The 26999-nt window shown below is 60.0% G+C and carries 17 protein-coding genes; 12 read left to right on the top strand and 5 right to left on the bottom strand.

Annotated features, from left to right (window positions below; genetic code table 11):
- Positions 1-109 precede the first annotated feature (109 nt).
- Genes IF654_RS08570 through cysG form a run of 4 tightly spaced genes read left to right on the top strand, consistent with a single transcriptional unit; the run spans position 110 to position 4498 of the window.
- Positions 110-1435, top strand: a complete 1326-nt coding sequence (locus tag IF654_RS08570) for a replication-associated recombination protein A (RefSeq protein WP_047274334.1) — start codon at positions 110-112, stop codon at positions 1433-1435.
- Positions 1432-1806, top strand: a complete 375-nt coding sequence (gene crcB / locus IF654_RS08575) for a fluoride efflux transporter CrcB (protein ID WP_047274335.1) — start codon at positions 1432-1434, stop codon at positions 1804-1806. Before IF654_RS08570 ends, crcB begins: the two co-directional genes overlap by 4 nt.
- A 16-nt stretch (positions 1807-1822) precedes the next feature.
- Complete coding sequence (gene serS / locus IF654_RS08580; RefSeq protein WP_070411984.1) at positions 1823-3103, top strand: serine--tRNA ligase; 1281 nt, start codon at positions 1823-1825, stop codon at positions 3101-3103.
- The gene (gene cysG, locus IF654_RS08585) at positions 3104-4498 is read left to right on the top strand and encodes a siroheme synthase CysG (RefSeq protein WP_047277719.1); all 1395 of its coding nucleotides are present in this window, start codon (positions 3104-3106) and stop codon (positions 4496-4498) included.
- A 38-nt stretch (positions 4499-4536) separates the two neighbouring features.
- Here cysG and IF654_RS08590 read toward each other — a convergent pair whose 3' ends face one another.
- The 3 genes from IF654_RS08590 to IF654_RS08600 all read right to left on the bottom strand — a co-directional run bounded on the left by IF654_RS08590 (position 4537) and on the right by IF654_RS08600 (position 9317).
- The gene (locus tag IF654_RS08590) at positions 4537-5724 is read right to left on the bottom strand and encodes an osmoprotectant NAGGN system M42 family peptidase (RefSeq protein ID WP_194862587.1); all 1188 of its coding nucleotides are present in this window, start codon (positions 5722-5724) and stop codon (positions 4537-4539) included.
- 71 nt (positions 5725-5795) lie between these two features.
- Entirely contained in the window at positions 5796-7541 is a 1746-nt protein-coding gene (ngg, locus tag IF654_RS08595) for an N-acetylglutaminylglutamine synthetase (RefSeq protein ID WP_097191963.1), read from the bottom strand.
- A gap of 3 nt (positions 7542-7544) precedes the next feature.
- Complete coding sequence (locus IF654_RS08600) at positions 7545-9317, bottom strand: N-acetylglutaminylglutamine amidotransferase (protein WP_094987905.1); 1773 nt, start codon at positions 9315-9317, stop codon at positions 7545-7547.
- Positions 9318-9901: 584 nt separating this feature from the next.
- On the opposite strand from IF654_RS08600, the gene IF654_RS08605 reads away from it, so the two are divergent.
- A complete protein-coding gene (locus IF654_RS08605) occupies positions 9902-14716 on the top strand; it encodes an NEL-type E3 ubiquitin ligase domain-containing protein (protein ID WP_194862586.1) in 4815 nt (1604 codons plus the stop codon).
- 7 nt (positions 14717-14723) lie between these two features.
- Here the strand turns inward: IF654_RS08605 and mnmC are convergent, their stop codons facing one another.
- A complete protein-coding gene (gene mnmC / locus IF654_RS08610; RefSeq protein ID WP_194862585.1) occupies positions 14724-16703 on the bottom strand; it encodes a bifunctional tRNA (5-methylaminomethyl-2-thiouridine)(34)-methyltransferase MnmC2/FAD-dependent 5-carboxymethylaminomethyl-2-thiouridine(34) oxidoreductase MnmC1 in 1980 nt (659 codons plus the stop codon).
- Positions 16704-16844: 141 nt separating this feature from the next.
- Between mnmC and pap the strand changes: the two genes are divergently transcribed.
- Positions 16845-18359, top strand: coding sequence for a polyphosphate:AMP phosphotransferase (gene pap / locus IF654_RS08615; RefSeq protein WP_047280440.1), 1515 nt, complete (start codon positions 16845-16847; stop codon positions 18357-18359).
- Between the two features lie 66 nt (positions 18360-18425).
- Here pap and IF654_RS08620 read toward each other — a convergent pair whose 3' ends face one another.
- The gene (locus IF654_RS08620) at positions 18426-19817 is read right to left on the bottom strand and encodes a class II fumarate hydratase (protein ID WP_047282588.1); all 1392 of its coding nucleotides are present in this window, start codon (positions 19815-19817) and stop codon (positions 18426-18428) included.
- A 194-nt stretch (positions 19818-20011) separates the two neighbouring features.
- Here IF654_RS08620 and IF654_RS08625 point away from each other — a divergent pair, with 194 nt between their 5' ends.
- From IF654_RS08625 to IF654_RS08650, 6 genes are all read left to right on the top strand, one after another.
- Positions 20012-20527: a DUF2059 domain-containing protein gene (locus IF654_RS08625; protein WP_047275353.1), complete on the top strand. Its 516-nt coding sequence runs from the start codon at positions 20012-20014 to the stop codon at positions 20525-20527.
- Positions 20528-20538: 11 nt separating this feature from the next.
- Positions 20539-20844 carry a BolA family protein gene (locus tag IF654_RS08630; protein ID WP_194862584.1) on the top strand — a complete coding sequence of 102 codons (306 nt, stop codon included), beginning with the start codon at positions 20539-20541 and terminating at the stop codon, positions 20842-20844.
- A gap of 102 nt (positions 20845-20946) precedes the next feature.
- Positions 20947-21885, top strand: coding sequence for an oxygen-dependent tRNA uridine(34) hydroxylase TrhO (gene trhO / locus IF654_RS08635; RefSeq protein WP_047275350.1), 939 nt, complete (start codon positions 20947-20949; stop codon positions 21883-21885).
- 3 nt (positions 21886-21888) lie between these two features.
- Positions 21889-22524 (top strand): DsbA family protein, encoded by a 636-nt coding sequence (locus IF654_RS08640; RefSeq protein ID WP_047275348.1) that lies wholly within the window; start codon positions 21889-21891, stop codon positions 22522-22524.
- Positions 22454-24334 (top strand): ABC transporter ATP-binding protein, encoded by a 1881-nt coding sequence (locus IF654_RS08645; RefSeq protein ID WP_230683769.1) that lies wholly within the window; start codon positions 22454-22456, stop codon positions 24332-24334. The genes IF654_RS08640 and IF654_RS08645 overlap by 71 nt, the downstream gene beginning before the upstream one ends.
- A gap of 202 nt (positions 24335-24536) precedes the next feature.
- Positions 24537-26993, top strand: coding sequence for an EAL domain-containing protein (locus IF654_RS08650; protein ID WP_194862583.1), 2457 nt, complete (start codon positions 24537-24539; stop codon positions 26991-26993).
- Positions 26994-26999: the final 6 nt, after the last annotated feature.

Raw genomic sequence — 26999 nt, forward strand, 5'->3', positions numbered from 1 at the left:
TCTGGCCGTGCCAGAGCGGTTTTTTCGCGCAGTCAGCGCCCCCGTGGCAGGGCGTGAGCATCGCCATGGCATTGGCCCGCAGCACACACGTGAGGTTGTTTAAACAGTGATGGACCTGTTTCGAAGTGCACCAATCGCTCAGCCTCTGGCAGCCCGTTTGCGCGCCGCCAATCTGGATGAGTACGTGGGCCAGCAACATCTGTTGGCCCGCGGCAAGCCCCTGCGTGAAGCGCTGGAACAGGGCGCGTTGCACTCGATGATCTTCTGGGGCCCGCCGGGCGTGGGCAAAACCACGTTGGCGCGGTTGCTGGCGCAAGTGTCTGACGCGCACTTTGAAACCGTGTCAGCGGTGCTGGCGGGGGTTAAAGAGATTCGCCAGGCCGTGGAAGTGGCCAAGCAACAGGCCGGTCAATATGGCCGTCGCACCATCCTGTTCGTCGATGAAGTCCACCGTTTCAACAAGTCGCAGCAGGACGCGTTCCTGCCGTATGTTGAAGACGGCACACTGATTTTTATCGGCGCTACCACCGAAAACCCGTCTTTCGAGCTCAACAACGCACTGCTGTCGCGGGCGCGGGTGTACGTACTCAAAAGTCTGGATGAAGCGGCCTTGCTCAAGTTGGTGCAACGCGCCCTGACCGAAGAAAAGGGCTTGGGCAAGCGGGGGCTGACCCTCAGCGATGAGGGCTTTCACGTGCTGCTCAGGGCTGCCGACGGCGACGGTCGGCGCCTGCTCAACCTGCTTGAAAACGCGGCTGACCTGGCTGAAGACCACAGCGAAATCGGGACTGACCTGCTGCAAAGCTTGCTCGGCGATACCCAGCGACGTTTCGACAAAGGCGGCGAAGCGTTCTACGACCAGATATCGGCCCTGCACAAATCGGTGCGCGGCTCCAATCCCGACGGCGCGCTGTACTGGTTCGCGCGGATGATCGATGGCGGCTGCGACCCGCTGTACATCGCGCGCCGGGTGGTGCGCATGGCCAGTGAAGACATCGGTAACGCGGATCCACGGGCCCTGAGCCTGTGTCTGGCCGCCTGGGACGTACAAGAGCGTCTCGGCAGCCCTGAAGGCGAACTGGCTGTGGCGCAGGCCATTACCTACTTGGCCTGCGCGCCTAAAAGCAATGCGGTGTACATGGGGTTCAAAGCTGCGCTGCGCAGTGCGTCGGAATATGGCTCGCTTGAAGTGCCGCTGCACTTACGCAATGCGCCGACCAAACTGATGAAGCAGCTCGGTTATGGCGACGAGTACCGTTACGCCCACGATGAGCCGGATGCCTACGCAGCGGGGGAGGATTATTTCCCCGATGAACTGGAGCCTTTGCCGCTCTATCAACCGGTGCCGCGCGGCCTTGAGCTTAAAATCGGCGAGAAGCTCAAGCACTTGGCCGCACTGGACCGTGCCAGCCCCTTGCAGCGGAGAAAACCTTGATTCCATTGGTCGCAGCTGTTTCTATCGGCGGTGTCGCCGGCACGTTGTTGCGCTTTGCGACCGGAAACTGGATCAACGCCAATTGGCCGCGGCACTTCTATACCGCGACATTGGCCGTTAATATCGTGGGCTGCCTGCTGATTGGCATTCTTTACGGACTTTTCCTGATCCGCCCGGAAGTACCGATCGAGGTCCGTGCCGGACTCCTGGTGGGTTTCCTGGGCGGTTTGACCACCTTTTCATCCTTTTCACTGGATACGGTGCGCCTGCTTGAAAGCGGGCAAGTGCCACTGGCACTGGGCTATGCGGCTCTCAGCGTATTCGGCGGGCTGCTCGCAACCTGGGCTGGCCTGTCCCTGACCAAACTTTGATAAACGAGAAACCGACATGCTCGATTCCAAACTGTTACGTAGCAACCTTCAGGACGTAGCGGACCGCCTGGCATCCCGAGGCTTCACGCTGGACGTGGCGCGCATTGACGCGCTCGAAGCCAAGCGCAAGGAAGTCCAGACCCTGACCGAGAAGCTGCAGGCAGAGCGTAATGCGATCTCCAAAAGTATCGGTCAAGCCAAGGCGCGCGGCGAAGACATCGCGCCGCTGATGGCCAGCGTAGAAACCATGGGCAGCGATCTGGCCAACGGCAAGGTTGAGCTGGACGCCATCCAGACTGAACTGGATTCGATCCTGCTGAGCCTGCCTAACCTGCCGGACGCTTCTGTGCCTGTGGGCGCGGACGAAGACGACAACGTCGAGATCCGTCGCTGGGGTACACCGGCTGCGTTCGCTTTCGATATCAAGGACCACGTCGCGCTCGGCGAGCAACACGGCTGGCTGGATTTCGAAACGGCCGCCAAATTGTCCGGAGCACGTTTTGCCTTGTTGCGTGGCCCGATTGCCCGCCTGCACCGCGCCCTGGCGCAGTTCATGTTGAACCTGCACATCAATGAACACGGCTATGAAGAGGCCTACACGCCTTACCTGGTTCAGGCCCCGGCGTTGCAGGGGACTGGCCAGTTGCCCAAGTTCGAAGAAGACCTGTTCAAGATCAGCCGCGAAGGCGAAGCGGACCTGTACCTGATCCCGACCGCTGAAGTGTCGTTGACCAATATCGTGTCCGGCGAAATCGTCGACCACAAAAATCTGCCGATCAAGTTCGTGGCTCACACCCCGTGTTTCCGCAGTGAAGCCGGTGCGTCGGGTCGCGATACACGCGGCATGATCCGCCAACACCAGTTCGACAAGGTTGAAATGGTGCAGATCGTCGAGCCGTCCACCTCGATGGATGCGCTGGAAGGCCTGGTGGGTAACGCGGAAAAAGTGTTGCAACTGCTTGAACTGCCGTACCGCACCCTGGCGCTGTGCACCGGGGACATGGGGTTCAGTGCGGTCAAGACCTACGATCTGGAAGTGTGGATTCCGAGCCAAGACAAATACCGCGAAATTTCCTCGTGCTCCAACTGTGGCGATTTCCAGGCGCGCCGCATGCAGGCGCGTTTCCGTAACCCGGAAACCGGCAAGCCGGAGCTGGTGCACACCTTGAACGGTTCGGGTCTGGCGGTGGGCCGTACGCTGGTGGCGGTGCTGGAAAACTACCAGCAGGCAGACGGTTCGATCCGTGTACCGGACGTGCTCAAGCCTTACATGGGCGGCATCGAGGTCATCGGCTAAATGGAGTTTCTGCCGCTGTTTCATAACCTGCGTGGCAGCCGTGTCCTGGTGGTCGGCGGCGGGGAGATTGCTTTGCGCAAGTCCCGCCTGCTGGCAGACGCCGGCGCGGTGTTGCGGGTGGTTGCACCCGCCATTGAGCCGCAGTTGTGCGCGTTGATCGACAGCAGCGGTGGTGAGCAAGTCTTGCGCGGCTATGAGGAGGCAGACCTGCAAGGGTGTGTGCTGATCATTGCCGCAACGGACGACGAACCGCTCAATGCCCAAGTCAGCGCCGACGCTCATCGGCGTTGCGTGCCGGTCAATGTGGTGGATGCGCCTGCGTTGTGCAGTGTGATATTCCCGGCGATCGTCGATCGCTCTCCGTTGGTGATTGCGGTGTCCAGCGGGGGCGATGCGCCCGTGCTGGCCCGCTTGATCCGCGCCAAGCTCGAAACCTGGATTCCTTCGACCTACGGTCAACTGGCGGGTCTGGCTGCGCGTTTTCGTGCCCAGGTCAAAGGCCTGTTCCCTGACGTGCAACAGCGTCGAGCGTTTTGGGAAGACGTGTTTCAGGGGCCGATTGCTGACCGCCAACTGGCCGGGCAGGGTGCAGAAGCCGAGCGTCTGTTGCTCGCCAAAATCAATGGCGAAGCGACGCTGGCGACCGGCGAGGTTTACCTTGTGGGAGCCGGGCCGGGCGATCCGGACTTGCTGACCTTCCGCGCACTGCGCTTGATGCAACAGGCCGATGTGGTGCTGTACGACCGCCTTGTGGCGCCTGCGATTCTGGAACTGTGCCGCCGTGATGCCGAACGTATTTATGTCGGTAAGCGCCGTGCCGATCATGCGGTCCCGCAAGACCAGATCAACCAGCAGTTGGTGGATCTGGCCAAGCAGGGCAAGCGTGTGGTGCGCCTAAAAGGGGGCGACCCGTTCATCTTTGGTCGCGGGGGGGAGGAAATCGAAGAACTGGCCGCCCACGGGATTCCGTTTCAGGTGGTGCCGGGCATTACGGCCGCCAGCGGGTGTGCGGCGTATGCCGGTATTCCGCTGACCCATCGTGACTACGCGCAGTCTGTGCGATTCGTCACCGGTCACCTCAAAGACGGCACCAGCAACTTGCCATGGAGCGATCTGGTCGCCCCGGCGCAAACCCTGGTGTTTTACATGGGGCTGGTGGGGTTGCCGATTATCTGCGAACAGTTGATCCGCCATGGTCGTTCTGCGGACACCCCGGCCGCCTTGATCCAGCAGGGCACGACCACCAATCAGCGGGTATTCACCGGCACGCTGGGCAATCTGGCCACGCTGGTCGCTGAGCACGAAGTCCATGCACCTACCTTGGTGATCGTGGGCGAAGTCGTACTGCTGCGTGAGAAACTTGCGTGGTTTGAAGGGGCGCAGGCCGAGGTCTAAGTTCCACCCCTCACCCTGGCCTGGGTGAGGGGCTTTTATCACGTGCGGTTATCGCCCACCAGGCTATCCACTGACGGCACCCGTGTGTCGCTCTCCATTTGCGTGTCGTGCTCCAGCTGGTGACTGAACCTGTCCAGCGAGCCTTGCGCAGGCTGCGCATCGCTGGCAAACACCGGCGGGCTCATCATGTACGCCCCGAGCAAGCGACTTAACGCCGCCAGACTGTCGATGTGGGTGCGTTCATAGCCATGCGTGGCATCACAGCCAAATGCCAGCAGCGAACAGCGAATATCGTGCCCCGCCGTGACCGCTGAGTGCGCATCGCTGAAGTAGTAGCGAAACATGTCCCGGCGTACCGGCAATTCGTTCTCCGCGCCCAGGCGCAGCAAATGCCGCGACAGGTGATAGTCATACGGGCCGCCTGAATCCTGCATCGCCACGCTCACCGCGTGTTCGCTGGAATGCTGGCCGGGGGCCACCGGGGCAATGTCGATCCCGACAAACTCACTCACGTCCCAAGGCAGGGCGGCAGCAGCCCCGCTACCGGTTTCTTCGGTGATGGTGAACAGCGGGTGACAGTCGATTAGCGGCTGTTCGCCACTTTCCACAATCGCCTTCAACGCGGCCAGCAAAGCGGCCACCCCGGCTTTGTCATCCAGATGCCGGGCGCTGATGTGGCCGCTTTCGGTGAATTCCGGCAATGGGTCGAACGCCACGAAGTCCCCCACGTTGACCCCCAGCGAATCGCAGTCGGCGCGGGTCGCGCAGTACGCATCAAGGCGCAGCTCAATGTGGTCCCAACTGATCGGCAGTTCATCGACGCCGGTGTTGAAGGCATGCCCTGATGCCATTAAAGGCAACACGCTGCCACGGATCACGCCGTTGTCGGTAAACAGGCTCACGCGGCTGCCTTCGGCAAAACGGCTGGACCAGCAGCCAACCGGGGCCAGCACCAGACGGCCGTTGTCCTTGATCGCACGCACGCTGGCGCCAATGGTGTCCAAATGCGCAGACACGGCGCGATCCGGGCTGTTTTTCTGCCCCTTGAGGGTGGCGCGCAAAGTGCCGCGACGGGTCAGTTCAAAGGGAATGCCCAGCTCCTCAAGGCGCTCTGCTACGTAACGCACAATGGTGTCGGTGAAACCGGTGGGGCTGGGGATGGCGAGCATTTCCAGCAATACCCGTTGCAGGTAATCGAGGTCGGGTTCGGGAACAGTGCGGTTCATAAAGACTCCTGAAACGAGGCCCACCGCGCGCACGGCGTGCGGCGGGCCTGACGGGATGTTCAGCGGCTGGCCTAGGGCGCAGGCTGACGGTGAGGAAACAACAAGTCGATGAAGCGCTCAGCGGTGGGTTGCGGCTCGTGGTTGGCCAGCCCGACCCGCTCATTGGCTTCGATAAACACGTACTCGGGTTGATCGGCGGCGGGGACCATCAAGTCGAGCCCGACCACCGGGATATCCAGTGCGCGTGCGGCCCGCACAGCGGCATCCGCGAGCACCGGGTGCAAGATGTCGGTGACATCTTCTAGGCAGCCGCCGGTGTGCAGATTGGCAGCGCGGCGCACCGCCAGCGTTTCGCCCGCGGGCAGCACACTGGCGTATTCATACCCGGCAGCCTGCACCGTGCGCTCGGTTTCCGCGTCGATCGGAATACGACTCTCCCCGTCGGTGGCGGCCTGCCGTCGGCGGCTCTGCGCTTGGATCAATTGCAGGATGCTGTGATGACCATCGCCCACCACTTGGGCTGGTCGCCGGATAGCGGCGGCCACCACGTCAAAGCCGATCACCACAATGCGCAGGTCTAGGCCTTCGTGGAAACTCTCAAGCAGCACGCGACTGTCAAACGCCCGTGCGGCTTCAATGGCCTGCTGCACCTGCTGAATGTCGCTCAAGTCAACGGCCACGCCATTGCCTTGCTCGCCGTCCAGCGGTTTGACCACGATGCGTGCGTGTTGCTCCAGAAACGCCAGGTTGTCGTCGGCTTCGCCCGCCAGTTGTTGCGTAGGCAAGCTCAGGCCCGCCTCACTCAACACCTTGTGGGTCAGGCTTTTGTCCTGACACAAACTCATGCTGATGGCGCTGGTCAGGTCCGACAGCGACTCGCGGCACCGAATGCGCCGCCCGCCGTGGCTCAGGGTAAACAGACCGGCGGTGGCGTCATCAATCTGCACGTCAATCCCGCGCTTGTAGGCTTCTTCCACCAAAATCCGCGCATAAGGATTGAGCCCGACTTCAGGGCCGGGGCCCAGGAACAGAGGCTGATTGATGCCGTTCTTGCGCTTGATGGCAAAGGTCGACAGGGTACGAAACCCCAGCTTGTTGTAGAGGTTCTTCGCCTGTTGGTTGTCGTGCAGCACCGACAGGTCGAGGTAGCTCAGACCACGGCTCATGAAATGCTCCACCAGATGGCGCACCAGCACCTCGCCTACGCCGGGTCGCGGGCACAGCGGATCGACCGCCAGGCACCACAGGCTGCTGCCGTTTTCCGGGTCGTGAAACGCGGTGTGGTGATTCAAACCCATGACGCTGCCGATCACGGCGCCGCTGTCTTCATCTTCCGCAATCCAGTACACCGGGCCGCCCTGATGGCGGGCCGTGAGCAGGGTCGGGTCAATCGGCAACATGCTGCGGGCGATGTACAGCGAATTGATGGCCTCCCAGTCAGCATCGGTTTGCGCCCGGCGAATGCGGAAGCCGCGAAACACGCGGGTGGCCTGGCGGTAATCGGTAAACCACAGGCGCAAGGTGTCCGAGGGGTCGAGAAACAACTGTTGCGGCGACTGCGCCAGCACCTGTTGCGGCGCGGCCACATACAGGGCGATGTCACGCTCGCCGGTTTGCTCATTCAGCAGTTCGTTGGCCAGGCTGGCCGGGTCGGGAAAGGTATGCCCGATCAGCAGGCGTCCCCATCCGCAGTGCACAGCAACCGGTTGGGTGTCCAGTGCGCTGCCGTCTTCGGCGAAGCGCGCTTGCAGGCGTTCGTAGGAGGGTGCTTGTCCGCGCAGCAAGCGTTGGCTGTAAGCGGTGGCAAGGGGTTTCATGGGTCAGATTCCTTGTTCGCTCAGCCACAGGTTCAGGGCTGCCAGTTGCCACAGTTTGGAGCCATTGAGCGGCGTTAACTGGCTTTGCGGGTGGGTCAGCAAGCGGTCCAGCATGGCGGGCTGGAACAGGCCGCGGTCTTGGCTCGGATCGAGCAGCAAGTCACGCACCCAGTTCAGGGTGTCGCCCTGTAAATGTTTCAGGCCGGGGACCGGGAAGTACCCTTTTTTACGGTCGATCACCTCGCTGGGGATCACCCGCCGGGCGGCTTCTTTAAGCACCTGCTTGCCGCCATCGGGCAGTTTGAAACGTGCCGGGATACGCGCCGAGAGTTCGGCCAGCCGGTAGTCAAGAAACGGCGTTCGTGCCTCAAGGCCCCAGGCCATGGTCATGTTGTCGACCCGTTTGACCGGGTCATCCACCAGCATCACCGTGCTGTCCAGGCGCAGCGCCTTGTCCACGCCTGCGTCGGCACCCGGCTGGGCGAAGTGCTCGCGCACAAAGTCCCCGGCAGCGTCATTGGCCGTGAGCCATTGTGGCTGCACGGTGGCTTTGTATTCGTCGTAGCTGCGATCAAAGAACGCCTCGCGATAGGCCGCATACGGATCGCTGGCGCCATCGACCTGCGGATACCAGTGATAACCGGCGAACAGCTCATCGGCGCCCTGACCGCTCTGCACCACTTTGCAATGCTTGGCGACTTCGCGCGACAGCAGGTAAAAGGCGATGCAGTCATGGCTGACCATCGGCTCGCTCATGGCGCGGAAAGCCGCAGGCAATTGCTCGATGATTTCGTGTTCGCCAATGCGCAGCTGGTGATGACGGGTGCCGTAATGCTTGGCAATCAGGTCTGAATACTGGAATTCATCACCCCGTTCACCGCCTGCGTCCTCAAAACCGATGGAAAAGGTCGACAAGTCTTGTACGCCAACCTCGCGCAGTAACCCTACCAACAAGCTGGAGTCCACACCGCCGGAGAGCAGCACGCCGACATCCACCGCCGCGCGTTGACGAATGGCCACGGCTTCACGGGTGCTGTCGAGTACGCGGTCGCGCCAGTCTTCGAGTGTGAAGTGAGCCTCGTCGGCGTGGGGGCCATAGGGCAAGGTCCACCAGGTTTTCTGCTCCGTATTGCCTTGGGCATCGATGCGTAGCCACGTCGCAGGCGGCAGCTTTTCAATACCCGCAACCAGCGTGCGCGGGGCCGGCACCACCGCATGAAAATTCAGGTAATGGTTAAGCGCAACCGGGTCGAGCATCGGGCTGATATCGCCACCCTTGAGCAGGGCTGGCAGGGTTGAAGCGAAGCGCAACCGTTCGCCGGTGCGCGACAGGTACAGCGGCTTGACGCCCAAACGGTCGCGGGCAATGAACAGGCGCTTGGCGTCCCGCTCCCAAATGGCAAAGGCAAACATGCCATTGAGCTTGGGCAGCAACGCCTCGCCCCACGCGTGATACCCCTTGAGCAGTACTTCGGTGTCGCCCCCGGAATAAAAGGCATACCCCAAGGCTTCCAGTTCGGCGCGGAGTTCAGGGAAGTTGTAGATCGCCCCGTTGAACGCCAGGGAAAGGCCCAATTGGCTGTCGATCATGGGCTGCGCAGAACCATCGGACAGGTCCATGATTTTCAGGCGGCGATGGCCGAGGGCTATCGGCCCTTGACTGTGAAATCCCCAGGCATCGGGACCACGGGGTGCAAGGTGGTGGGTGATGCGTTCGATGGCTGCCAGGTCGGCAGGTTGTTGATCAAAACGTAACTCTCCAGCTAATCCGCACATACTGCTTGAACCCTTTTAAATCGGGGCCTTTCACGCTACTGCCGGGTTGCGGTGCGCACTGGGCACCGTGTGGCAGGATGTTCAGCGTGTACAGCCCGCACCCCGTCATGGAGCAGTGGCTGCGTGTTGCACTGGTTAAAAGCACGGTCTGCTGGCGTGGAACAAGTCGGGCGGTAGACATCAAACACACCCTGGCAAACGTGTGCCGGGTGTCAGGCATCCTGCGGTGCCTCACACCCAGCGTGCGCAGTGCTAACAACCAGTAGCGTTCAGGCCCTGTTTTGGATCGGACGTAAAGCTCTGACCTGTCTCCCGATCCTTCCGGCGCGAATACACAGTCAGAGCGCGCCGCTGTTAGTGACATGGTTTTTGTGAGTCCCTGAAAAGCGCGATCGTTCAAAAAACTTTACGAGCGGTCACGGGGGCGATCTTTTTTGATCCATGCCTTCAGCCAAACAGGGTTGCAGCGGGCCGATTTATCGATGCTCCCCTTTCTGTGGGTCGGTCATATTTATCTAGGTCATGGGGCAAGCAGCGCAGGGATAGCGTGGGGGCCTCCTTCGTCCCTGCGTAGAGCTGTTGATATGACTGATACCCCTGCAACGTTAGCCCTGGATGCCCGCGACGCCACCCTCAGTGATTTAGAACCCCTCGAGCTGGTTCGCGGGCATCTGCCCAAGTGGCTGGTCGATGCCCCGGCTGACATTATCAAGGCGCTTGACACCGCCATGGCTCAGAGCCGTGCTTACCATGCCCTGTCCGGGCAGCGGTTTTCCGAGCTCGAAGGCATCGAAGCCTATTGCGCGCCACTGCTGGAGGCTGAAGTCAAACGCCGGTTTGGCCCGGTGCTCGATATTTTTCATGACCGCCTGCATGCGGTGCACGTGCACTTGATCACCGATGACACGCTGCTGGCCACCATTCGGCATTACACCGTACTCGACGAACCCAAAACCCTGCTGTGGGCGGCCTTGCAAAACTTCTCGGAAGACGAAGCCCTGCCCGGCGGTTTTAACCCGCAAAGCCAAATCCGGGTGGCGCGGCATCCGGGGCTGGTGAGTCCCGTGCATCCGCATCAATTCGCGGCGTTGTGCCGTGAGCTTAATCTCGGGCTCAAATACCAGCAGTACTTGCAGGATTTTTTGGGCGTAGCGTCTACCGGTACGTCCGTGCACACGGTCAGGGAGGAGGAAACAGAATCCAACCTGCGTCTGCTCAAACGCTATGACATGGAAGTGGATGCGCATATTGCTTACTTGAAAAAGCACATCAGCGAAACGGCTTACAAAGCCCTTATCGGCTTGTTAACAACGGACGTGCGCGCCCGATCCGGTGCACACGCCACCCTGGACGGCAAAGCCATTGTGCAGAGTTCATTGTCGATACTCGACACAGTGATTGATGGCGTCGTGATGTTTACGGCGAATGCACCGCTGTTGCATCCCGGTGAACGGGTGATTGTTTACCTGCCCAATGACCCGGTTTCCCCGTTTTACGAGTTCAGTTCATTGCAGGTGTTCATTGATGAGTTGAAGGTGCGTTTGCGACGGCCGGAGTATGTCGAGTTCTTTTCCCGGTTTGTTGCGCTTGGCGTGCGCCCCGGCTTTTTGCAAAAGGTCAACGCTGTGCCTGAACGGTTGGGTCTGGTGACCACGCCTTTGAGCATGAGCGCCGCGCAGTACTTGTGTGCGGTCCAGGTCAAGAACATGTTTGCCGACGCCCAGGTGTTGGCCGTGCCGACGGGGGTGCTGGACGAGCAGGCACGCGAGCAAAAATGGCAGCTCTATCAGAGCGTCGGCCTGTTTATCGTTAACGTGGCGTCGTTGTTTGTCCCGGTGCTTGGCGGGGTGATGCTGGCGGTTGCCGTGGGGCAGATGCTCGGTGAAGTCTACGAAGGGGTTGATGATTGGGCCCATGGCGATGTCGATCACGCACGTGAGCACATGCTCAACGTGGCTCTGGATATCGCCACCACGGCGGCCACTGTGGCAGGCGGCGTCGCACTCAAAAAGGCTTCCAGTCGCCTGAGCGAGGCCACCCAAGCGTATTTCGAGGATTTTGAACCGATCAGCCGCGAAGATGGCACCGCCCGGTTGTGGAACAAGCAGGTCGAGCATTACGCGTACACCGGCGCAGCGGAGCACCGTCAGCACACACGCGATGCGCACGGTTTTTTCAGGATGGATGGCAAGCAACTCGTCACCGTCAATGGCAAGCACTTTGCCGTCGAGCGGGATGCAGCGGGCAAACAGTGGCGCATTGTCCATCCGCGTCGCCCCAATGCTTTCAAGCCGGGGCTGCTGAACAATCAGCAGGGCGCCTGGCAGCACGCCCATGAGCGTCCCTTGGAATGGCAGGGCAGTGGCGTTTTATTGGGCCGTTTGGGGCACGGCCCGGCAGCGCTGGATGAAGCCACGCTGGAACAGGTGCAGGCCTTGACCGGCACCGGGCACGATGTGATGCGACGTGTGCATCTGGAAAACCTGAAACCCCCTGCGTTGTTGCATGTCAGCTTGAAGCGCTTCGAGATAGACCGTCAGATCAGCGGCTTTATCGAGCACATGAAAGTCGGTGGCCACACCCAGGCAAAGTGGGCCGATTTGCAATTGACCCTGCTGCCGCATTTGCCCGGCTGGCGCCAAGGCAAGGGGTTGGTGTTGGTCAACGGTGCGGGGGGCTCCAACCTTGAGTACGGCATTGTGGATGGTGATCGCCGGGACCTTGTGACCCTCACCCACAGGTCTCTGGAGCAGGGCCGGGTGCTTGAGACCGTATTGGCCTCGTTGTCCGGTGAGCAAATCAAGGCCCTGCTGGGCAGCGAAACAGTGTTGTCGCCGTTGCCCGTTGCTGCGTTGGCCGAAGCGTTGAGCCGGTACGCCGAAGATCATCGGGCCTGGTTATTCGAGCACCTTTACGAGCGATTCAATGTCTCCGATTCTGCCTTGACTGCCCCAATTGAGCGTGCGTTCAGCGGGCTGCCTAAGCCGATGGCGCAGTCGCTGGTCGAATCCGCCACTGATGTGCAACGCAGCACGTTGAAAGCGGGCAAAGTCCCATTGCTGCTGGCCGAACATGCCCGCGCCTACCTGCGCGAAGGGCGTTTGAATCGTGCATACGAGGGTTTTTTTCTGCACGCACAGACCGCAGCGGCGGCGGAAGATACGACGCTACTGGTCAGGTATTTTCTGAACCTGTTGCCTAACTGGCCAGCCAGTGCCTCGTTTGAACTGCGCGAGGGGTCAACGGCAGGGACGGTCTTGCAGCGCTGGGGGCGTTCGACGAGGCCCTCGCGTGTGATTGTCAAAACCGGGCTGGGCTATCAGCGTTACGTGTTCAATGGCCAACGTTACGTGCTTGAGCCTGGCGAAGAGGCCGTGTTCTCGCAGGCCGTTTTAACGATGCTGAACAAGAGCGAACGTGAGGCGCTGGGGTTTGCAACGGTCGCTGATGCCCCCCGGTTTCATGCCGCGTTGGGGGCACTGGCTGTCAGTCAGCGCGAAGCGTCCGCCCAGGCATTGGGCATGCAGTCCATCAAGCCGCGCTTCAAACCGCCGGTGCGCATGACCAGCGGTCAGCTCGGTTACCCGTTGTGCGGGCTGGATCAGGGGCGCTACGCGCGCTCATTGCAGCGTCGGGTGCGCGACCTCTATCCGGAGTTCACCGACGATCACGTGCAGGCCTATCTGGATTCCATTACCGAGAGCAACCTTGAGGCACTGGCGTACGTACGTGAACGCAAGCGTCAGAGAAAACGCTTGCGCCAGACCTTGCAGCAGTGGATTGACGCGGCCCCTTCCGAGATGCTGAGTGGGCACAGGCTGCATGACTACCCGGAAAGCCGGTATCAGGTAGCGGGGCTGATTGAACGCGGTTGGCGTAAAGATCCGGTGCACATGCCTTGGGTCAGCCGCGATCAAGCCTGTGAGTTGAGTCTGGATGGACTGCGGGTTGGCAATATTCCACATCTGCCGAGTGAAATAGACTTCAGCCATGTCACCCACTTGAACCTCAACAACATGGACTGTCGCGACACGGCCAATGGGTTTCTTGAAGTGTTTACGGGGTTGACGTCGTTACAGATGGACCACAACCGTATGGTGTATCTGCCTGCGCAATTGAAAAACATGTCGCGTCTGCGGCATCTCTCGCTGGCCCACAACCTGTTGCAGCTCTCGACGGGAGACGCTGTTGTGTTGGGCGCATTGCAGGCGCTTGAAACCTTGAACCTCAATGACAACTTGCTGGGCACTTTGCTGGATTTGAGCACGCTGCCGAACGTGCGGCGGGTCTACCTGCGTCGAACCCGCATTCAGCAATGGCCCATCGGGCTGCTGTCGCGGCCGTTGCTGGAAGCGGCCGATCTGCGGGAAAACCTGTTGGTGGAGATTCCGGAGCAGACGTATCAGGCGTCGGCCTCGGTCACCCGCAATATCTCCTTGTCAGGCAACCCGTTGTCGGCCACCACCCGATTGCGACTGGCGCGATTCGTGTCCCAGGGGGGCAGCAGTTTCGGGATTAACACCGAGGCGTTGATGACCGATTCCGCCGCTTTTGAGTTCTGGACTTCAGGCATCACCAATCACGAGCTGTTGCGGCGCGAGGCGTTGTGGGCCGAATTGAAGGCCGACCCGTCAACGGAAGACTTCTTTGCTGTCATCAGCCGCCTGACTGCCACGGCAGACGCGCAGACGGTGCGTCAGGACCTGAGCCGCCGGGTGTGGGAGATGATTGAAGCGGCCAATGAAAGCTATACGCTGCGGGTGGATCTGATGAACATTGCGGCCTCGCCGCGCAGTTGCACCGACAGTGTCGCGCTGACCTTCAGCACGCTGGAGGTCGCGATGCACTTGGGGATGCTCAATGCACAGGGGCACGCTCAGGAAACTGACTTGCTGCAGTTCGCCACAGGCCTGTTCCGGCTCGATCAAGTGGGCAAAGTCGCCAGCGAAGCCTGCGAAGCCCGAGCGGCAGCGGGCGGGCACGTGCCAGATGAACTGGAAGTGCACCTGGCGTACAGGATCGGTTTGGCGCAAGACCTGAACCTGCCCGACCAGCCGCGCAACATGGTGTTCAAAGAAATTGCCGGTGTGACCCAGGCGGATCTGGACGAAGCCAAAGCCCGGGTTGAAAAGGCCGAAAAGACAGTGGCATTGAGTCAATTCGTCAGCAGCACCACGTTCTGGCGCGAGCACTTGATGCGCAAGCATCAGGCAGAGTTTTCACGGATGACCGCGCCGTATTTTGAACAACTGAGCGAATTGCTGCGCAACTCCCCGGAAATGAACAGCGAGCGTTACCTGCGGCGGGTCAATGAAATCCGCGCCGCGATGGACGCGGCGGTGAGCGCGTGGAGCCTGAACAAAACACTTGCCTTATTGCCGGCTCCACTGCCCGGTTGAGGTGCGGTTAAAGCCTGCGCACCAGGGCGCGCACGGCAAAGCGGTTGGGGTGGCAGGCGTCGGCAACGGCGCGCGGCATGGGCAACGGCTCATCGTTGATCCATGCGGCCAGTAATTCACCGGACAGCGGCGCGGTAATCAGCCCACGCGAACCATGCCCGCTGTTGACGTACAAGCCCTCGTACCACGGGCAGGGGATGTCCGGCACTTGCCGGGCGTCTTTGCCCAGCACGGCATATGCCTGGGCGAAGGCGTCGGGTTCGGCCAGCGGCCCGACGATGGGCAGGTAGTCCGGGCTGGTGCAGCGAAACGCAGCCCAGCCCTGCAGGGACTTCGGATCAAGGTGTTCCTTGCCCAGACGCTGCACCAAATCCGGGGAAATTTCTTGCAGCAAATCCAGATTGCCCTGATGGCCTTCGGGCGTGGTGGTCAAATCGTCATTATGGAAATCAAAGCTGGCGCCCACGGTGTGCTCGCCAAGTCGGCCGGGCGCCACATAACCCTCGGCGCAGACGACGGTTTTCAGCGCGGCACTGCGGGGGGTTTCGATCAATTGGGTGATTTGCCCGCGAATGCGCTTGAGGGGCAATCCGCTGCTGGCCGGGAAGCGTTTGACCTCGGCGGCCCCCGCCAATATGGCCACTGAAGCACTGGCCAGCACGCGATCGTTGTGCAACGCGTGCCACTGGCCGTCCACCTTGTCGAGTTGCAGCACGTTATGGTGCGTCAGGACTGTCACATTTGGGTGCAGTGTCTGGAAGCGGCACAAGGCCGGAGGGTGAACCCAGCCGCCCTCAGGGTAGAAAAGGCCGCCATGGGCCAGTTCGACACCGGCCAGGGCTTGCGCTTGGGGTTGATCCAGCAAGTGAACCAACGCAGCAGGAAAGGCGGCGGCCAGTTGTACCTGCCGGTCAGCTTCCTTGGCGTTGAAACCCAGTTGCAGCACGCCGCAGTCGTCCCAGTCCCGACCACGTTGCAAGTGTTCAAGCACACGACGGGTGTAGCCGAAGCCGCAGACGATCATCTGCGACAGCGCGGTGCCGTGCGCGGAAAGCTTGAGGTACAACACGCCCTGCGGGTTGCCTGAAGCCTCCTTGGCCAATCGTTCGTGACGCTCCAGCAGGGTCACTTGCCAGCCGCGTTTGGCCAGGCTGTTGGCGCTGGCGCATCCCGAGAGCCCGGCGCCAATCACCAATGCCGTGCGCGGGCCGTTGATTTGCGGCGGGCGAGCGAACCAGGGTTTGACGCCGGGTTCGGCCACCGCAGTTTCAGGCATCCCCAAAAACACGCCCCGCAGAATTTCCCACTTGTGCCCGATCCCTGGCGTGCGACGCATTTTGAAGCCGGCTTCATTCAGCGCGCGGCGCACCCAGCCGGTGCTGGTAAAGGTGCTGATCGTGGCGTCGGGTGCTGCCAGACGCGCCAACTGTGCAAACAGTTCAGGGGTCCACATCGCCGGGTTTTTTGCCGGGGCGAAGCCGTCCAGAAACCAGGCGTCGATTCGCGCATCGAGCTGCGGCAATTGTTCCAGCACATCGCCAATCAGCAACGTCAGTGTGACCCGCCCGTTGGCCAGACTGAGGGTCTGGAACCCCGGATGAATCGCGAAATAGCTCGCCAGTAAGGGTTCGCTGTACGGCGCCAGCTCTGGCCAGAGGCTGAGGGCGCGTTGCAGGTCCTCGCGGGTCAGCGGGTATTTTTCGACACTGACGAAATGCAGTCGGGCGTCCGGGCGGGCGGTTTCTTCGAACAACTGCCACGTACACAGAAAGTTGAGGCCGGTGCCGAAACCGGTTTCGCCCACCACAAAATGCCCGTGGGCGGGCAGGGCGGCAAAGCGCTCGCGCAAGGCATTTTGTTCAATGAACACATAACGGGTTTCTTCCAGACCGGATTTGTCCGAAAAATACACGTCGTCAAACAGTCGCGAGTGGGGGCGACCCTGGTCATCCCAGTCGAGCTGGGCATTGGGCATTTCAATTGTCATGGGGGGCTCGGCATCGGCAAGGCGGCCATTCTAGCGGATTGGCAGATGACGGCATGACCCATGACAGATTTGTGATCATTCTTCCCTACGCATGACAGATCATTCCGCTAGTCTTGTGGGCATCTTGCCAGGGAGTTTTCCATGTTCGAATCCGCTGAAATTGGCCATGTCATCGACAAAGAAACTTACGACAACGAAGTGCCCGCGTTGCGTGAGGCCTTGCTCGAAGCGCAATACGAGCTGCATCAGCAGAAACGTTCTGCGGTGATTGTGCTGATCAACGGCATCGAAGGGGCTGGCAAGGGCGAAACCGTCAAGTTGCTGAGTGAGTGGATGGACCCGCGACTGATCGAAGTGCGCACCTTCGATACCCAGACCGATGAAGAGCTGGCGCACCCGCCGGCCTGGCGTTATTGGCGTCAGTTGCCGGCCAAGGGGCGGATGGGGGTGTTTTTCGGCAACTGGTACAGCCAGATGCTGCAAGGGCGCGTGCATGGTCAGTTCAAGAACGCGGTGCTCGATCAGGCAATCAATGGCGCTGAACGGCTGGAAAAACTGCTCTGCAATGAAGGCGCGGTGATATTGAAGTTCTGGTTTCACCTGTCCAAAAAACAGATGAAAGCCCGGCTCAAAGCCCTGAAGGACGATCCGCTGCACAGCTGGCGCATCAGCCCGCTGGACTGGCAACAGTCCGAAACATACGACAAGGTGGTGCATTTCGGTGAGCGGATGATCCGTCGCACCAGCCGCGACTTCGCCCCGTGGAACATCGTTGAAGGCGTGGACCCGTATTACCGCAGCCTGACGGTGGGCAAAATCCTGCTCGAAGGCCTGCAAGCAGCAATCAATACCCCCAAAGTCAAGCCGCACTCCATCACGGTGCCGCCTTTGCCGGACCCTATAGACGGCAAGAGCCTGCTCGATTGTCTGGACATGACCCATCGTCTGGACAAAGACGATTATGAAGAGCAGTTGATTACCGAGCAGGCGCGTCTGTCCGGGCTGATGCGCGATAAACGCATGCGCCGTCACGCGTTGGTGGCGGTGTTTGAAGGCAACGATGCGGCGGGCAAAGGCGGCTCGATCCGGCGCGTGGCCGCCGCCCTGGACCCCCGTCAATACAGCATCGTACCGATTGCAGCCCCTTCGGAAGACGAACGGGCACAACCGTACCTGTGGCGCTTTTGGCGGCAGATCCCGGCGCGCGGCAAGTTCACGATCTTCGACCGCTCCTGGTACGGGCGGGTGCTGGTGGAGCGCATTGAAGGTTTTTGCCCCCAGCAAGACTGGCTGCGCGCCTATGGCGAGATCAACGACTTCGAAGAACAGTTGCACAATGCGGGCGTCATCGTGGTCAAGTTCTGGCTGGCGATTGACAAGGACACCCAGTTGGAGCGTTTTCAAGCGCGTGAAACCATTCCGTTCAAACGCTTCAAAATCACTGAGGAAGACTGGCGCAACCGCGAAAAGTGGGACGAATACCGCGCGGCCGTATGCGACATGGTGGACCGCACCAGTACTGAAGTGTCGCCCTGGACTCTGGTAGAAGCCAATGACAAGCGCTGGGCGCGGGTCAAAGTGCTGCGCACCCTTAACGATGCGCTGCAAGCCGCGTTCGAGAAACGCGACCGGCACGATAAAAAGCACAAGAAGTAACGAACGCGATCTTTCTCGGTGTTCGGCAGCGACGACAACGGTGGTGTCGTCGCTGCGCGCCTGCCGTCAGTGCTTACCGGTGCCCAACATGTTCTCTGGCCGCACCCACTGGTCGAATTCTTCGTCTGTGAGGTAACCCAGCTCCAGCGCGGCTTCGCGCAGGGTCAGGCCTTCGGCGTAGGCTTTTTTGGCGATTTCGGCCGATTTGTCGTAACCAATGTGCGGATTGAGTGCCGTCACCAGCATCAGGCCACGTTCCAGATGTTCAGCCATTTTCGCCGCGTCGACTTCCAGCCCGGTGACGCAATGCTTCTGGAAGTTGCTGCAGCCGTCTGCCAGCAGCTGGATCGATTGCAGCAGGTTGTGGACGATCACCGGCTTGTACACGTTCAGTTGCAAGTGACCCTGGCTGGCGGCAAAGCCGATGGTCACGTCGTTGCCCATCACCTGGCAGGCCAGCATCGACAGGGCTTCGCACTGCGTCGGATTGACCTTGCCTGGCATGATCGAGCTGCCCGGCTCATTGGCGGGCAGTTTGATTTCGGCCAGTCCTGCGCGTGGGCCGGAACCCAACAGGCGGAAGTCATTGGCCAGTTTCATCAGCATGACCGCCAGGGTTTTCAGCGCACCTGACAAGTTGGTCAAGGGCTCGTGCCCCGACAGCGCGGCGAATTTGTTGGGTGCAGTGACGAAGGGCAGGCCGGACAGCGCGGCCAGTTCAGCGGCAATCGCTTCGGCAAACCCGTGGGGCGCGTTCAGGCCGGTGCCGACGGCGGTGCCGCCCTGGGCCAACTCGTAGACCGCAGGCAGGGCCGCGTAGATGCCGCGTTCGGCGTAATCGAGTTGCGCGATAAACGCCGACACTTCCTGACCAAAGGTAATCGGCGTGGCGTCCATCATGTGGGTACGCCCGGTTTTCACCAGCTTCATGTGTCGTGCCGACAGCTCCGCCAAGCCGCCGGTCAGTTCGCTGATCGCGGGCAGCAATTGCTCATGCACCGCTTTGGCCACGGCGATGTGCATGGCGGTGGGGAAGCAGTCGTTGGAGCTTTGGGAGCGGTTGACGTGGTCATTGGGGTGCACCGGCGACTTGCCACCCCGGCCCTTGCCCGCCAGCTCGTTGGCGCGTCCGGCCAGCACTTCGTTGGCGTTCATGTTGCTTTGGGTGCCGCTGCCGGTTTGCCAGACGGCCAGCGGGAACTGGTCATCGTGTTCACCGGCCAGCACTTCATCGGCGGCCTGTTCGATCAGGCGGGCGATGTCGGCAGGCAAGTCGCCATTACGATCATTGACCCGGGCAGCGGCTTTTTTGATCAGCACCAGGGCATGCAGCACGGGCAGCGGCATTTTCTCGTTGCCGATGGCAAAGTTGATCAGCGAACGTTGGGTCTGCGCGCCCCAATAGGCCTCCTCTGGCACATTCACTTCACCCAGGCTGTCGGTTTCGATACGGCTCATCTGGTGGCTTCCTCTCAGAAATGGATCACTGAGCTTAGGCCCGGATCGGGGAAAGGGGTTCAATCTTTGGTTTTATCGACTTTTGTCGACAGGATGAGAACCCTTATCACCCTCGGGGTTGAGTGACACACTTTGTTAGGCGCAGAATGGGCGCCCTTGGGGTTCGACCTCGCTTGCTAGATAAAGGAAACTCGATGACCCGTCTTCGCGCCATCTGTACAGCAGTTGCTCTGGTATGCGCCAGCGGCCAGGTTTTTGCCGATGCAGCCAGCCACGCTGCCAGTGCTGAAACCTTCCTGAAGCTGGCCCATGCCGACAAGCTGGGTACCCCGGTCTACATGCAAGTGCAGCAAATGTTCGCTCAACGCTTTGAGCAGACCAAGGCACCTGCCGCCAAGAAAGCCCTGCTGGAAACCTACCAGGCCAAGGCCAACACTGCGCTGGATCAGGCCATTGGCTGGGACAAGCTCAAGCCGGACATGGTCAAGCTGTACACCACCAACTTCAGCGAACCCGAGCTCAAGGAACTGGTTGCGTTCTACCAGTCGCCACTGGGTAAAAAAGTCCTGGAAAAAATGCCTCAGCTGACCCAGCAATCGGCACAAATGACCCAGGCCAAACTCGAAAGTGCCGTACCGGTGGTCAACAAGCTGCTGGCAGACATGACCGCAGAGCTGGAGCCAAAAGCGGCCCCGGCCAAGAAGAAGTAAGCGGAGCCTCAATGAACATGCAACAACGTATTGAATCGACGCTTGCCGCCTTGCAGCTCGTGCACCTGAGCGTGCTCGATGAAAGCCACATGCACAGCCGCGGGTTGCAGACGCACTTCAAGGCCGTGCTGGTCAGCGAGCAGTTTGCCGGTCTCAACAGCGTCAAGCGTCACCAAAAGGTATACGCCACCCTGGGTGACTTGATGGGCGAGTTCCATGCGTTGGCCTTGCACACGTACACGCCTGAAGAATGGGCGAAAATCGGCACGGCCCCGGCATCGCCGACCTGTGCTGGCGGTGATCGCCCGTTGGCTTAACCCGCGGGCTTTTTGCTAGAATCCGCAGCGCGCCGCTTAGCCGGCGCGTTTTTTTTGCATCCGGTTCACCCCTTACGAGGGTAGCCACCTGGAGAGAGTCCCATGACTGCGCCAATCGTTGTCGCTGCACTGTATAAATTCGTCACCCTTGAAGACTACGTCGAACTGCGTGAGCCGCTGCTCAAGGCCATGGTCGACAATGGCATCAAGGGCACTTTGCTGATCGCTGAAGAAGGCATCAACGGTACGGTTTCCGGCAGCCGGGAAGGCATCGACGGGCTGATGGCCTGGCTCAGGAATGACCCGCGCATGGTCGATATCGACCACAAGGAATCCTACTGCGACGACCAGCCGTTCTACCGGACCAAGGTCAAGCTCAAGAAAGAAATCGTCACCCTCGGCGTTGAAGGCGTAGACCCGAACAAGAAAGTCGGTACCTACGTCGACCCCGAAAACTGGAACGCGCTGATTAGCGACCCAGAAGTTTTGCTGATCGATACCCGCAATGACTACGAAGTGTCCATTGGCACGTTCGAAGGCGCTATCGATCCGAAAACCACCAGTTTTCGTGAGTTCCCGGACTACATCAAAGCCAACTTCGACCCGGCCAAACACAAGAAAGTCGCCATGTTCTGCACCGGCGGCATTCGTTGCGAAAAAGCCTCCAGCTACATGCTCAGCCAAGGTTTTGACGAGGTGTATCACCTCAAGGGCGGAATCCTGAAATACCTTGAAGAGGTGCCGCAGGAAGAAACCAAATGGCAGGGTGACTGTTTCGTGTTCGACAACCGCGTCACCGTGCGCCATGACCTGACCGAAGGCGAGTACGATCAATGCCACGCCTGCCGTACGCCGATCAGCGCGGCCGACCGTGAGTCCGAGCATTATCAGCCGGGTATCAGCTGCCCGCATTGCTGGGACAAACTGAGCGAGAAAACCCGTCGCAGCGCCATCGACCGCCAAAAGCAGATCGAATTGGCCAAAGCCCGTAACCAGCCGCACCCGATTGGCCACAACTACCGTAAACCTGCCGAGGCCTGAGCCATGTCAGCGCGCCTGCTCTATGTGATGGACCCCATGTGTTCGTGGTGCTGGGGCTTTGCGCCCGTCGCCCGGGCCTTGGTCGAGCAGGCGCAAGCCGCCGCAGTGGAGTTGCATCTGGTGGTCGGCGGGTTGCGCACGGGCAGTGGATCAGCCCTCGAACCGCACACCCGACGCTACATTTTGGAGCATTGGCAGGCGGTCACTGAGGCCACCGGCCAGCCGTTTACGGTTGACGGAGCGTTGCCCGAGGGTTTTGTGTATGACACCGAACCCGCCTGTCGGGCGATCGTTGCCGCGCGCAGCCTGGCCCCCGATTGTGCGTGGACCCTGACGGGTTTGATCCAGCAGGCGTTCTACGTGCAGGGCCGTGATGTGACCCAGGCCAGTGTGCTGGTGGAGCTGGCTGAAACAGCCGGTGTGCCGCGCATCGAATTTGCGGCGGCCTTCGACAGTGTCGAGCAACACGCCGCGACGGCGGCTGATTTTACATGGGTGCAAGATTTGGGCATTGCCGGGTTCCCAACGCTGCTGGCTGAGCGCAATGGCCAGCTGGCGTTGCTCACCAATGGCTATCAACCGCTCGACCCTTTATCTGATCTGCTCGGGCGCTGGCTGGACCGTGCCGCGCGTGGGTAACCCCAAGGAATCCCCTCTGAGTACTTCCCAACCGGATCGCCTGACCTGGGCTGAAATCCGTCGGCTGGCCCTGCGTCACAAAAAAGCGCTGTGGATTGCCAATGGCGTCGCAGTGCTGGCCACCCTGTGCAGCGTGCCGATCCCGTTGTTGCTGCCCTTGCTCGTGGACGAAGTGCTGCTGGGCAATGGCGATGCCGCGCTCAAGGTGATGAATCAGTTCTTGCCGACCACGCTGCAGTCTTCAGTGGGGTATATCGGCCTGATGCTGCTGGTGACGTTGATGCTGCGTTGTGGCGCGTTGTTGTTCAACGTGCTGCAAGCGCGGTTGTTTTCGCGGTTGGCCAAGGACATCGTGTTTCGCATCCGCCTGCGGTTGATCGAACGCCTGAAACGCATCTCGCTGGCGGAATACGAGAGCTTGGGCAGCGGTACCGTGACCACGCATTTGGTGACCGACCTGGACACCCTTGACAAGTTCGTGGGCGAGACCCTGAGCCGGTTTTTGGTGGCGATGCTGACGCTGGTCGGCACGTCCGCGATTTTGTTGTGGATGCACTGGCAGCTGGCGCTGTTGATCCTGCTGTTCAACCCGCTGGTGATTTACGCCACGGTGCAGTTGGGTAAGCGGGTCAAGCACCTCAAAAAGCTCGAAAACGACAGCACTGCGCGCTTCACTCAGGCGCTGACTGAAACCCTGGATTCTATCCAGGAGGTGCGCGCCGGCAATCGTCAGGGCTACTTCCTCGGGCGCCTTGGGCACCGGGCTAAAGAGGTGCGCGATTTCGCCGTGGCCTCGCAATGGAAAAGCGACGCCTCCAACCGGGCGAGCGGGTTGTTGTTTCAGTTCGGGATCGATATTTTCCGCGCTGCCGCGATGTTGACCGTGCTGTTCTCGGACTTGTCGATTGGCCAGATGCTCGCGGTTTTCAGTTACCTGTGGTTCATGATCGGCCCCGTTGAGCAGTTGCTGAACCTGCAATATGCGTTTTATGCGGCGGGCGGGGCGGTGACGCGTATCAACCAATTGTTGGCCCGCGCTGACGAGCCGCAGTACCCCGGTGGGGCCGATCCGTTCACGGGCCGGCAGACCGTCGGGGTGCAAGTGCGGGACTTGTGTTTCAGCTATGGCGAAGAGCGCGTGCTCGATCACTTGAACCTGACCATTGCACCGGGCGAAAAGGTGGCCATCGTCGGGGCCAGCGGTGGCGGCAAAAGTACCCTTGTGCAGTTGCTGTTGGGGCTGTACACGCCTCAGTCAGGCAGCATCTTCTTTGCTGGCGAAAGCCAGCCAGCCATCGGGCTCGACACCATTCGTGAGCATGTTGCCGTGGTCTTGCAGCATCCGGCCCTGTTCAACGACACGGTGCGCGCCAACCTGACCATGGGCCGCGAGCGCACCGACGAAGCCTGCTGGCGGGCGCTGGAAATCGCCCAGCTCGACGGCACCATTCATACCTTGCCCCAAGGGCTGGACAGCATTGTCGGGCGCTCCGGCGTGCGCCTGTCCGGCGGTCAACGTCAGCGGCTGGCCATCGCGCGCATGGTGTTGGCCGATCCCAAAGTGGTGATCCTCGATGAGGCGACCAGTGCGCTGGACGCTGCCACGGAATACAACCTGCATCACGCTTTGGGAAAATTCTTGAGCGGGCGCACGACTTTGATCATTGCCCACCGCCTATCTGCGGTAAAACAGGCGGATCGAGTATTGGTGTTTGATGGCGGCCGCATTGCCGAGCAGGGCGATCACCAACAGCTTATGGCTGAAGGCGGGCTCTACGCCAAGTTATACGGGCACTTGCAGCAAAGTTGAGCCTGTGGCGACGTTGCGTTTTCCCTGTTGAGTGCTTGAATCCCCAACATCAATCTCTTTTTTGTGCCTGATTGCCCGCCCGAAGCCTTTAGAGAGGGTCTGCACGTCTGGTTGTTTTGGTTGTCAGAAATTGACCTAGTCTCAAGTAGCTGTGAGGCATTTTCTCTGGTTTTCATCCAGCAATCTGAATGAAAGGGAACTCATGAAGCGTAAACGTGAACTTGGTACACCGCGGCTGTTGGGCATTGTGTGGCCGTTTATCGCGGTGGTGCTGTTCCAGGCGTTATTGGGCTGCGTGAGCCTGTATATGCTCTCGGCGGTTCGGGGTTATGTGGCGGGCGAAAGCCTGTGGTCCAAGGGTCAAAAAGATGCCATTTACTACCTCAATCTGTACGCGGACAGCCGCGATCCGGCCATTTTTGACAAGTACCACCAGGCTATCCGGGTGCCGCAAGGTGGTCACAATCTGCGGTTGGCGCTGGATCAGTCCCCCCCCGATCTGAATGCTGCACGCGAAGGCATTTTGCAGGGCGGCAACAGCCCGGATGATGTGACGAGCATCATTTGGTTCTATCGCAACTTTCGCCATTTCAGTTACCTGGACACCGCTATCCAAAAATGGACGGTGGGTGACGACTACCTGATCCAGCTCGATACGCTGGCGCAGGAAATGCACCAAAAAATCAGTGCCAATCAGGCCACCGACGCCGACGTGCAGCGCTGGAAGCAGCGGATTTTCGAGATCAACGAAGGCGTGACTCCGGCCGCCAAAGCGTTCAGTGACGCCCTGGGTGAAGGTTCGCGCTTCATTCAACAGTTGTTGATCTTCATTAACCTCGCCACCGCCCTGATGCTGATTCTGCTGGCCCTGTTGCGCACGCATAAAATCCTGGCGCAGCGCCGGGCCTTTGCCGAGGCGTTGCAGGTGGAGAAAGAGCGTGCGCTGGTGACGTTGGAGTCGATTGGCGACGGGGTGATTACCACCGATGTCAATGGCGCCATCGACTACATGAACCCGGCTGCCGAACACCTCACTCACTGGAACTCCAAACAGGCGCAGGGTGTGCCGCTGGCGGCGTTGTTCAGGTTGCTAGATGAAAATGCGCCTGATGATGGTTTTAAATTGATCGACCATATTCTGAGTGGCCAACTGGGCAACAGCAGCGACCACTCCAAGCTGATCCAGCGCATGGATGGCACCACGGTCGCCGTGACGCTGATGGGCGCGCCTATTTTCAGTGCAGGTAAAGTGAGCGGCGCTGTGCTGGTGCTGCATGACATGACCCAGGAGCGTCAATACATCGCCAATCTCTCCTGGCAAGCGACCCACGACGCTCTGACCGGACTGGCCAACCGCCGTGAGTTTGAGTACCGCCTGGATCTGGTGCTGCAAAACCTGGGGCGTCAGCAGGGGCGGCACGCCTTGATGTTCCTCGACCTGGACCAGTTCAAACTGGTCAATGACACCTGTGGCCATGCGGCAGGCGATGAGTTGTTGCGCCATATTTGTGCGCTGCTGCATTCGGGTTTGCGCGAGGGCGATACCTTGGCGCGTCTGGGCGGTGATGAGTTCGGCATCCTGTTGGAGAACTGCGCGCCGGATATGGCGGAAAAAATTGCCGAAGGTTTGCGTCAGACCGTTCAAAGCCTGCATTTTGCGTGGAAGGGCCGTCCTTTCCTTAACACCATCAGCATTGGTCTGGTACACATTCACCAGGCCCCTGTGACGCTGGAAGGCTCGTTGCGCGCAGCGGACATGGCCTGTTACATGGCCAAGGAAAAAGGCCGTAACCGGGTGCAGGTCTACCATGCCGACGACTCGGAGTTGTCTTTGCGTTTTGGCGAAATGGCGTGGGTGCAACGCCTGCACGTGGCCTTGGAAGAGAACCGGTTTTGCCTGTATTCCCAGGAAATCACGCCGCTGGGGCAGGGCGTGCAAGACGGGCATATCGAAATCCTGCTGCGGCTGCACGATGAGTCGGGGCACATCATCCTGCCCGACAGCTTTATTCCGGCCGCAGAGCGCTATGGCTTGATGACATCGATTGACCGCTGGGTGGTCGAGAACGTGTTCAAAGTGATTGCTGAATGCTCGGCCTTGGGTTCTGATCAGCCGATGGCAATGTGTGCCATCAACTTGTCGGGCTCCACCATCGGTGATGAGGACTTTTTGCAGTTCCTGCATGAACAGTTCGCGTGTTATGGCGTGGCGCCGGAGCGGGTGTGTTTCGAAATAACCGAAACCAGCGCGATTTCCAATCTGGGCAGTGCGATCCGCTTTATCAATGACCTCAAAGCGTTGGGTTGCCACTTCTCGCTGGATGATTTTTGCGCCGGAATGTCATCGTTTGCGTACCTCAAGCACCTGCCCGTCGACTTTTTGAAGATCGATGGCAGTTTTGTAAAGGATATGCTGGACGATCCCATTAACCGCGCTATGGTTGAGGTTATTAACCATATCGGGCATGTTATGGGCAAACGCACTATTGCAGAGTTCGTTGAATCGCCGCAGATTGAGCAGGCATTGATCGAGATTGGTGTCGATTATGCTCAGGGTTACATCATTGAACGGCCGCGATTGTTCACCAGTGACAGCCTGTTGTCCCGCCCCAAGCGCTCATGGCCATTGGCTTTGAAGGCGCCGGGCTCGTTGCGTTGAGGTTTT

It is taken from the genome of Pseudomonas lundensis, assembly GCF_015377145.2.
GTDB lineage: Bacteria > Pseudomonadota > Gammaproteobacteria > Pseudomonadales > Pseudomonadaceae > Aquipseudomonas > Aquipseudomonas lundensis.

Excerpts from the sequence above, each read along its gene's own strand:
- IF654_RS08600 (WP_094987905.1), bottom strand. The coding sequence starts at position 9,317 with ATGTGCGGATTAGCTGGAGAGTTACGTTTTGATCAACAACCTGCCGAC.
- serS (WP_070411984.1), top strand. The coding sequence starts at position 1,823 with ATGCTCGATTCCAAACTGTTACGTAGCAACCTTCAGGACGTAGCGGAC.
- IF654_RS08640 (WP_047275348.1), top strand. The coding sequence starts at position 21,889 with ATGTCAGCGCGCCTGCTCTATGTGATGGACCCCATGTGTTCGTGGTGC.
- IF654_RS08645 (WP_230683769.1), top strand. The coding sequence starts at position 22,454 with ATGGCTATCAACCGCTCGACCCTTTATCTGATCTGCTCGGGCGCTGGC.
- trhO (WP_047275350.1), top strand. The coding sequence starts at position 20,947 with ATGACTGCGCCAATCGTTGTCGCTGCACTGTATAAATTCGTCACCCTT.
- IF654_RS08620 (WP_047282588.1), bottom strand. The coding sequence starts at position 19,817 with ATGAGCCGTATCGAAACCGACAGCCTGGGTGAAGTGAATGTGCCAGAG.
- pap (WP_047280440.1), top strand. The coding sequence starts at position 16,845 with ATGTTCGAATCCGCTGAAATTGGCCATGTCATCGACAAAGAAACTTAC.
- mnmC (WP_194862585.1), bottom strand. The coding sequence starts at position 16,703 with ATGACAATTGAAATGCCCAATGCCCAGCTCGACTGGGATGACCAGGGT.
- IF654_RS08625 (WP_047275353.1), top strand. The coding sequence starts at position 20,012 with ATGACCCGTCTTCGCGCCATCTGTACAGCAGTTGCTCTGGTATGCGCC.
- IF654_RS08605 (WP_194862586.1), top strand. The coding sequence starts at position 9,902 with ATGACTGATACCCCTGCAACGTTAGCCCTGGATGCCCGCGACGCCACC.
- IF654_RS08630 (WP_194862584.1), top strand. The coding sequence starts at position 20,539 with ATGAACATGCAACAACGTATTGAATCGACGCTTGCCGCCTTGCAGCTC.
- IF654_RS08590 (WP_194862587.1), bottom strand. The coding sequence starts at position 5,724 with ATGAACCGCACTGTTCCCGAACCCGACCTCGATTACCTGCAACGGGTA.
- IF654_RS08570 (WP_047274334.1), top strand. The coding sequence starts at position 110 with ATGGACCTGTTTCGAAGTGCACCAATCGCTCAGCCTCTGGCAGCCCGT.
- ngg (WP_097191963.1), bottom strand. The coding sequence starts at position 7,541 with ATGAAACCCCTTGCCACCGCTTACAGCCAACGCTTGCTGCGCGGACAA.
- IF654_RS08650 (WP_194862583.1), top strand. The coding sequence starts at position 24,537 with ATGAAGCGTAAACGTGAACTTGGTACACCGCGGCTGTTGGGCATTGTG.
- cysG (WP_047277719.1), top strand. The coding sequence starts at position 3,104 with ATGGAGTTTCTGCCGCTGTTTCATAACCTGCGTGGCAGCCGTGTCCTG.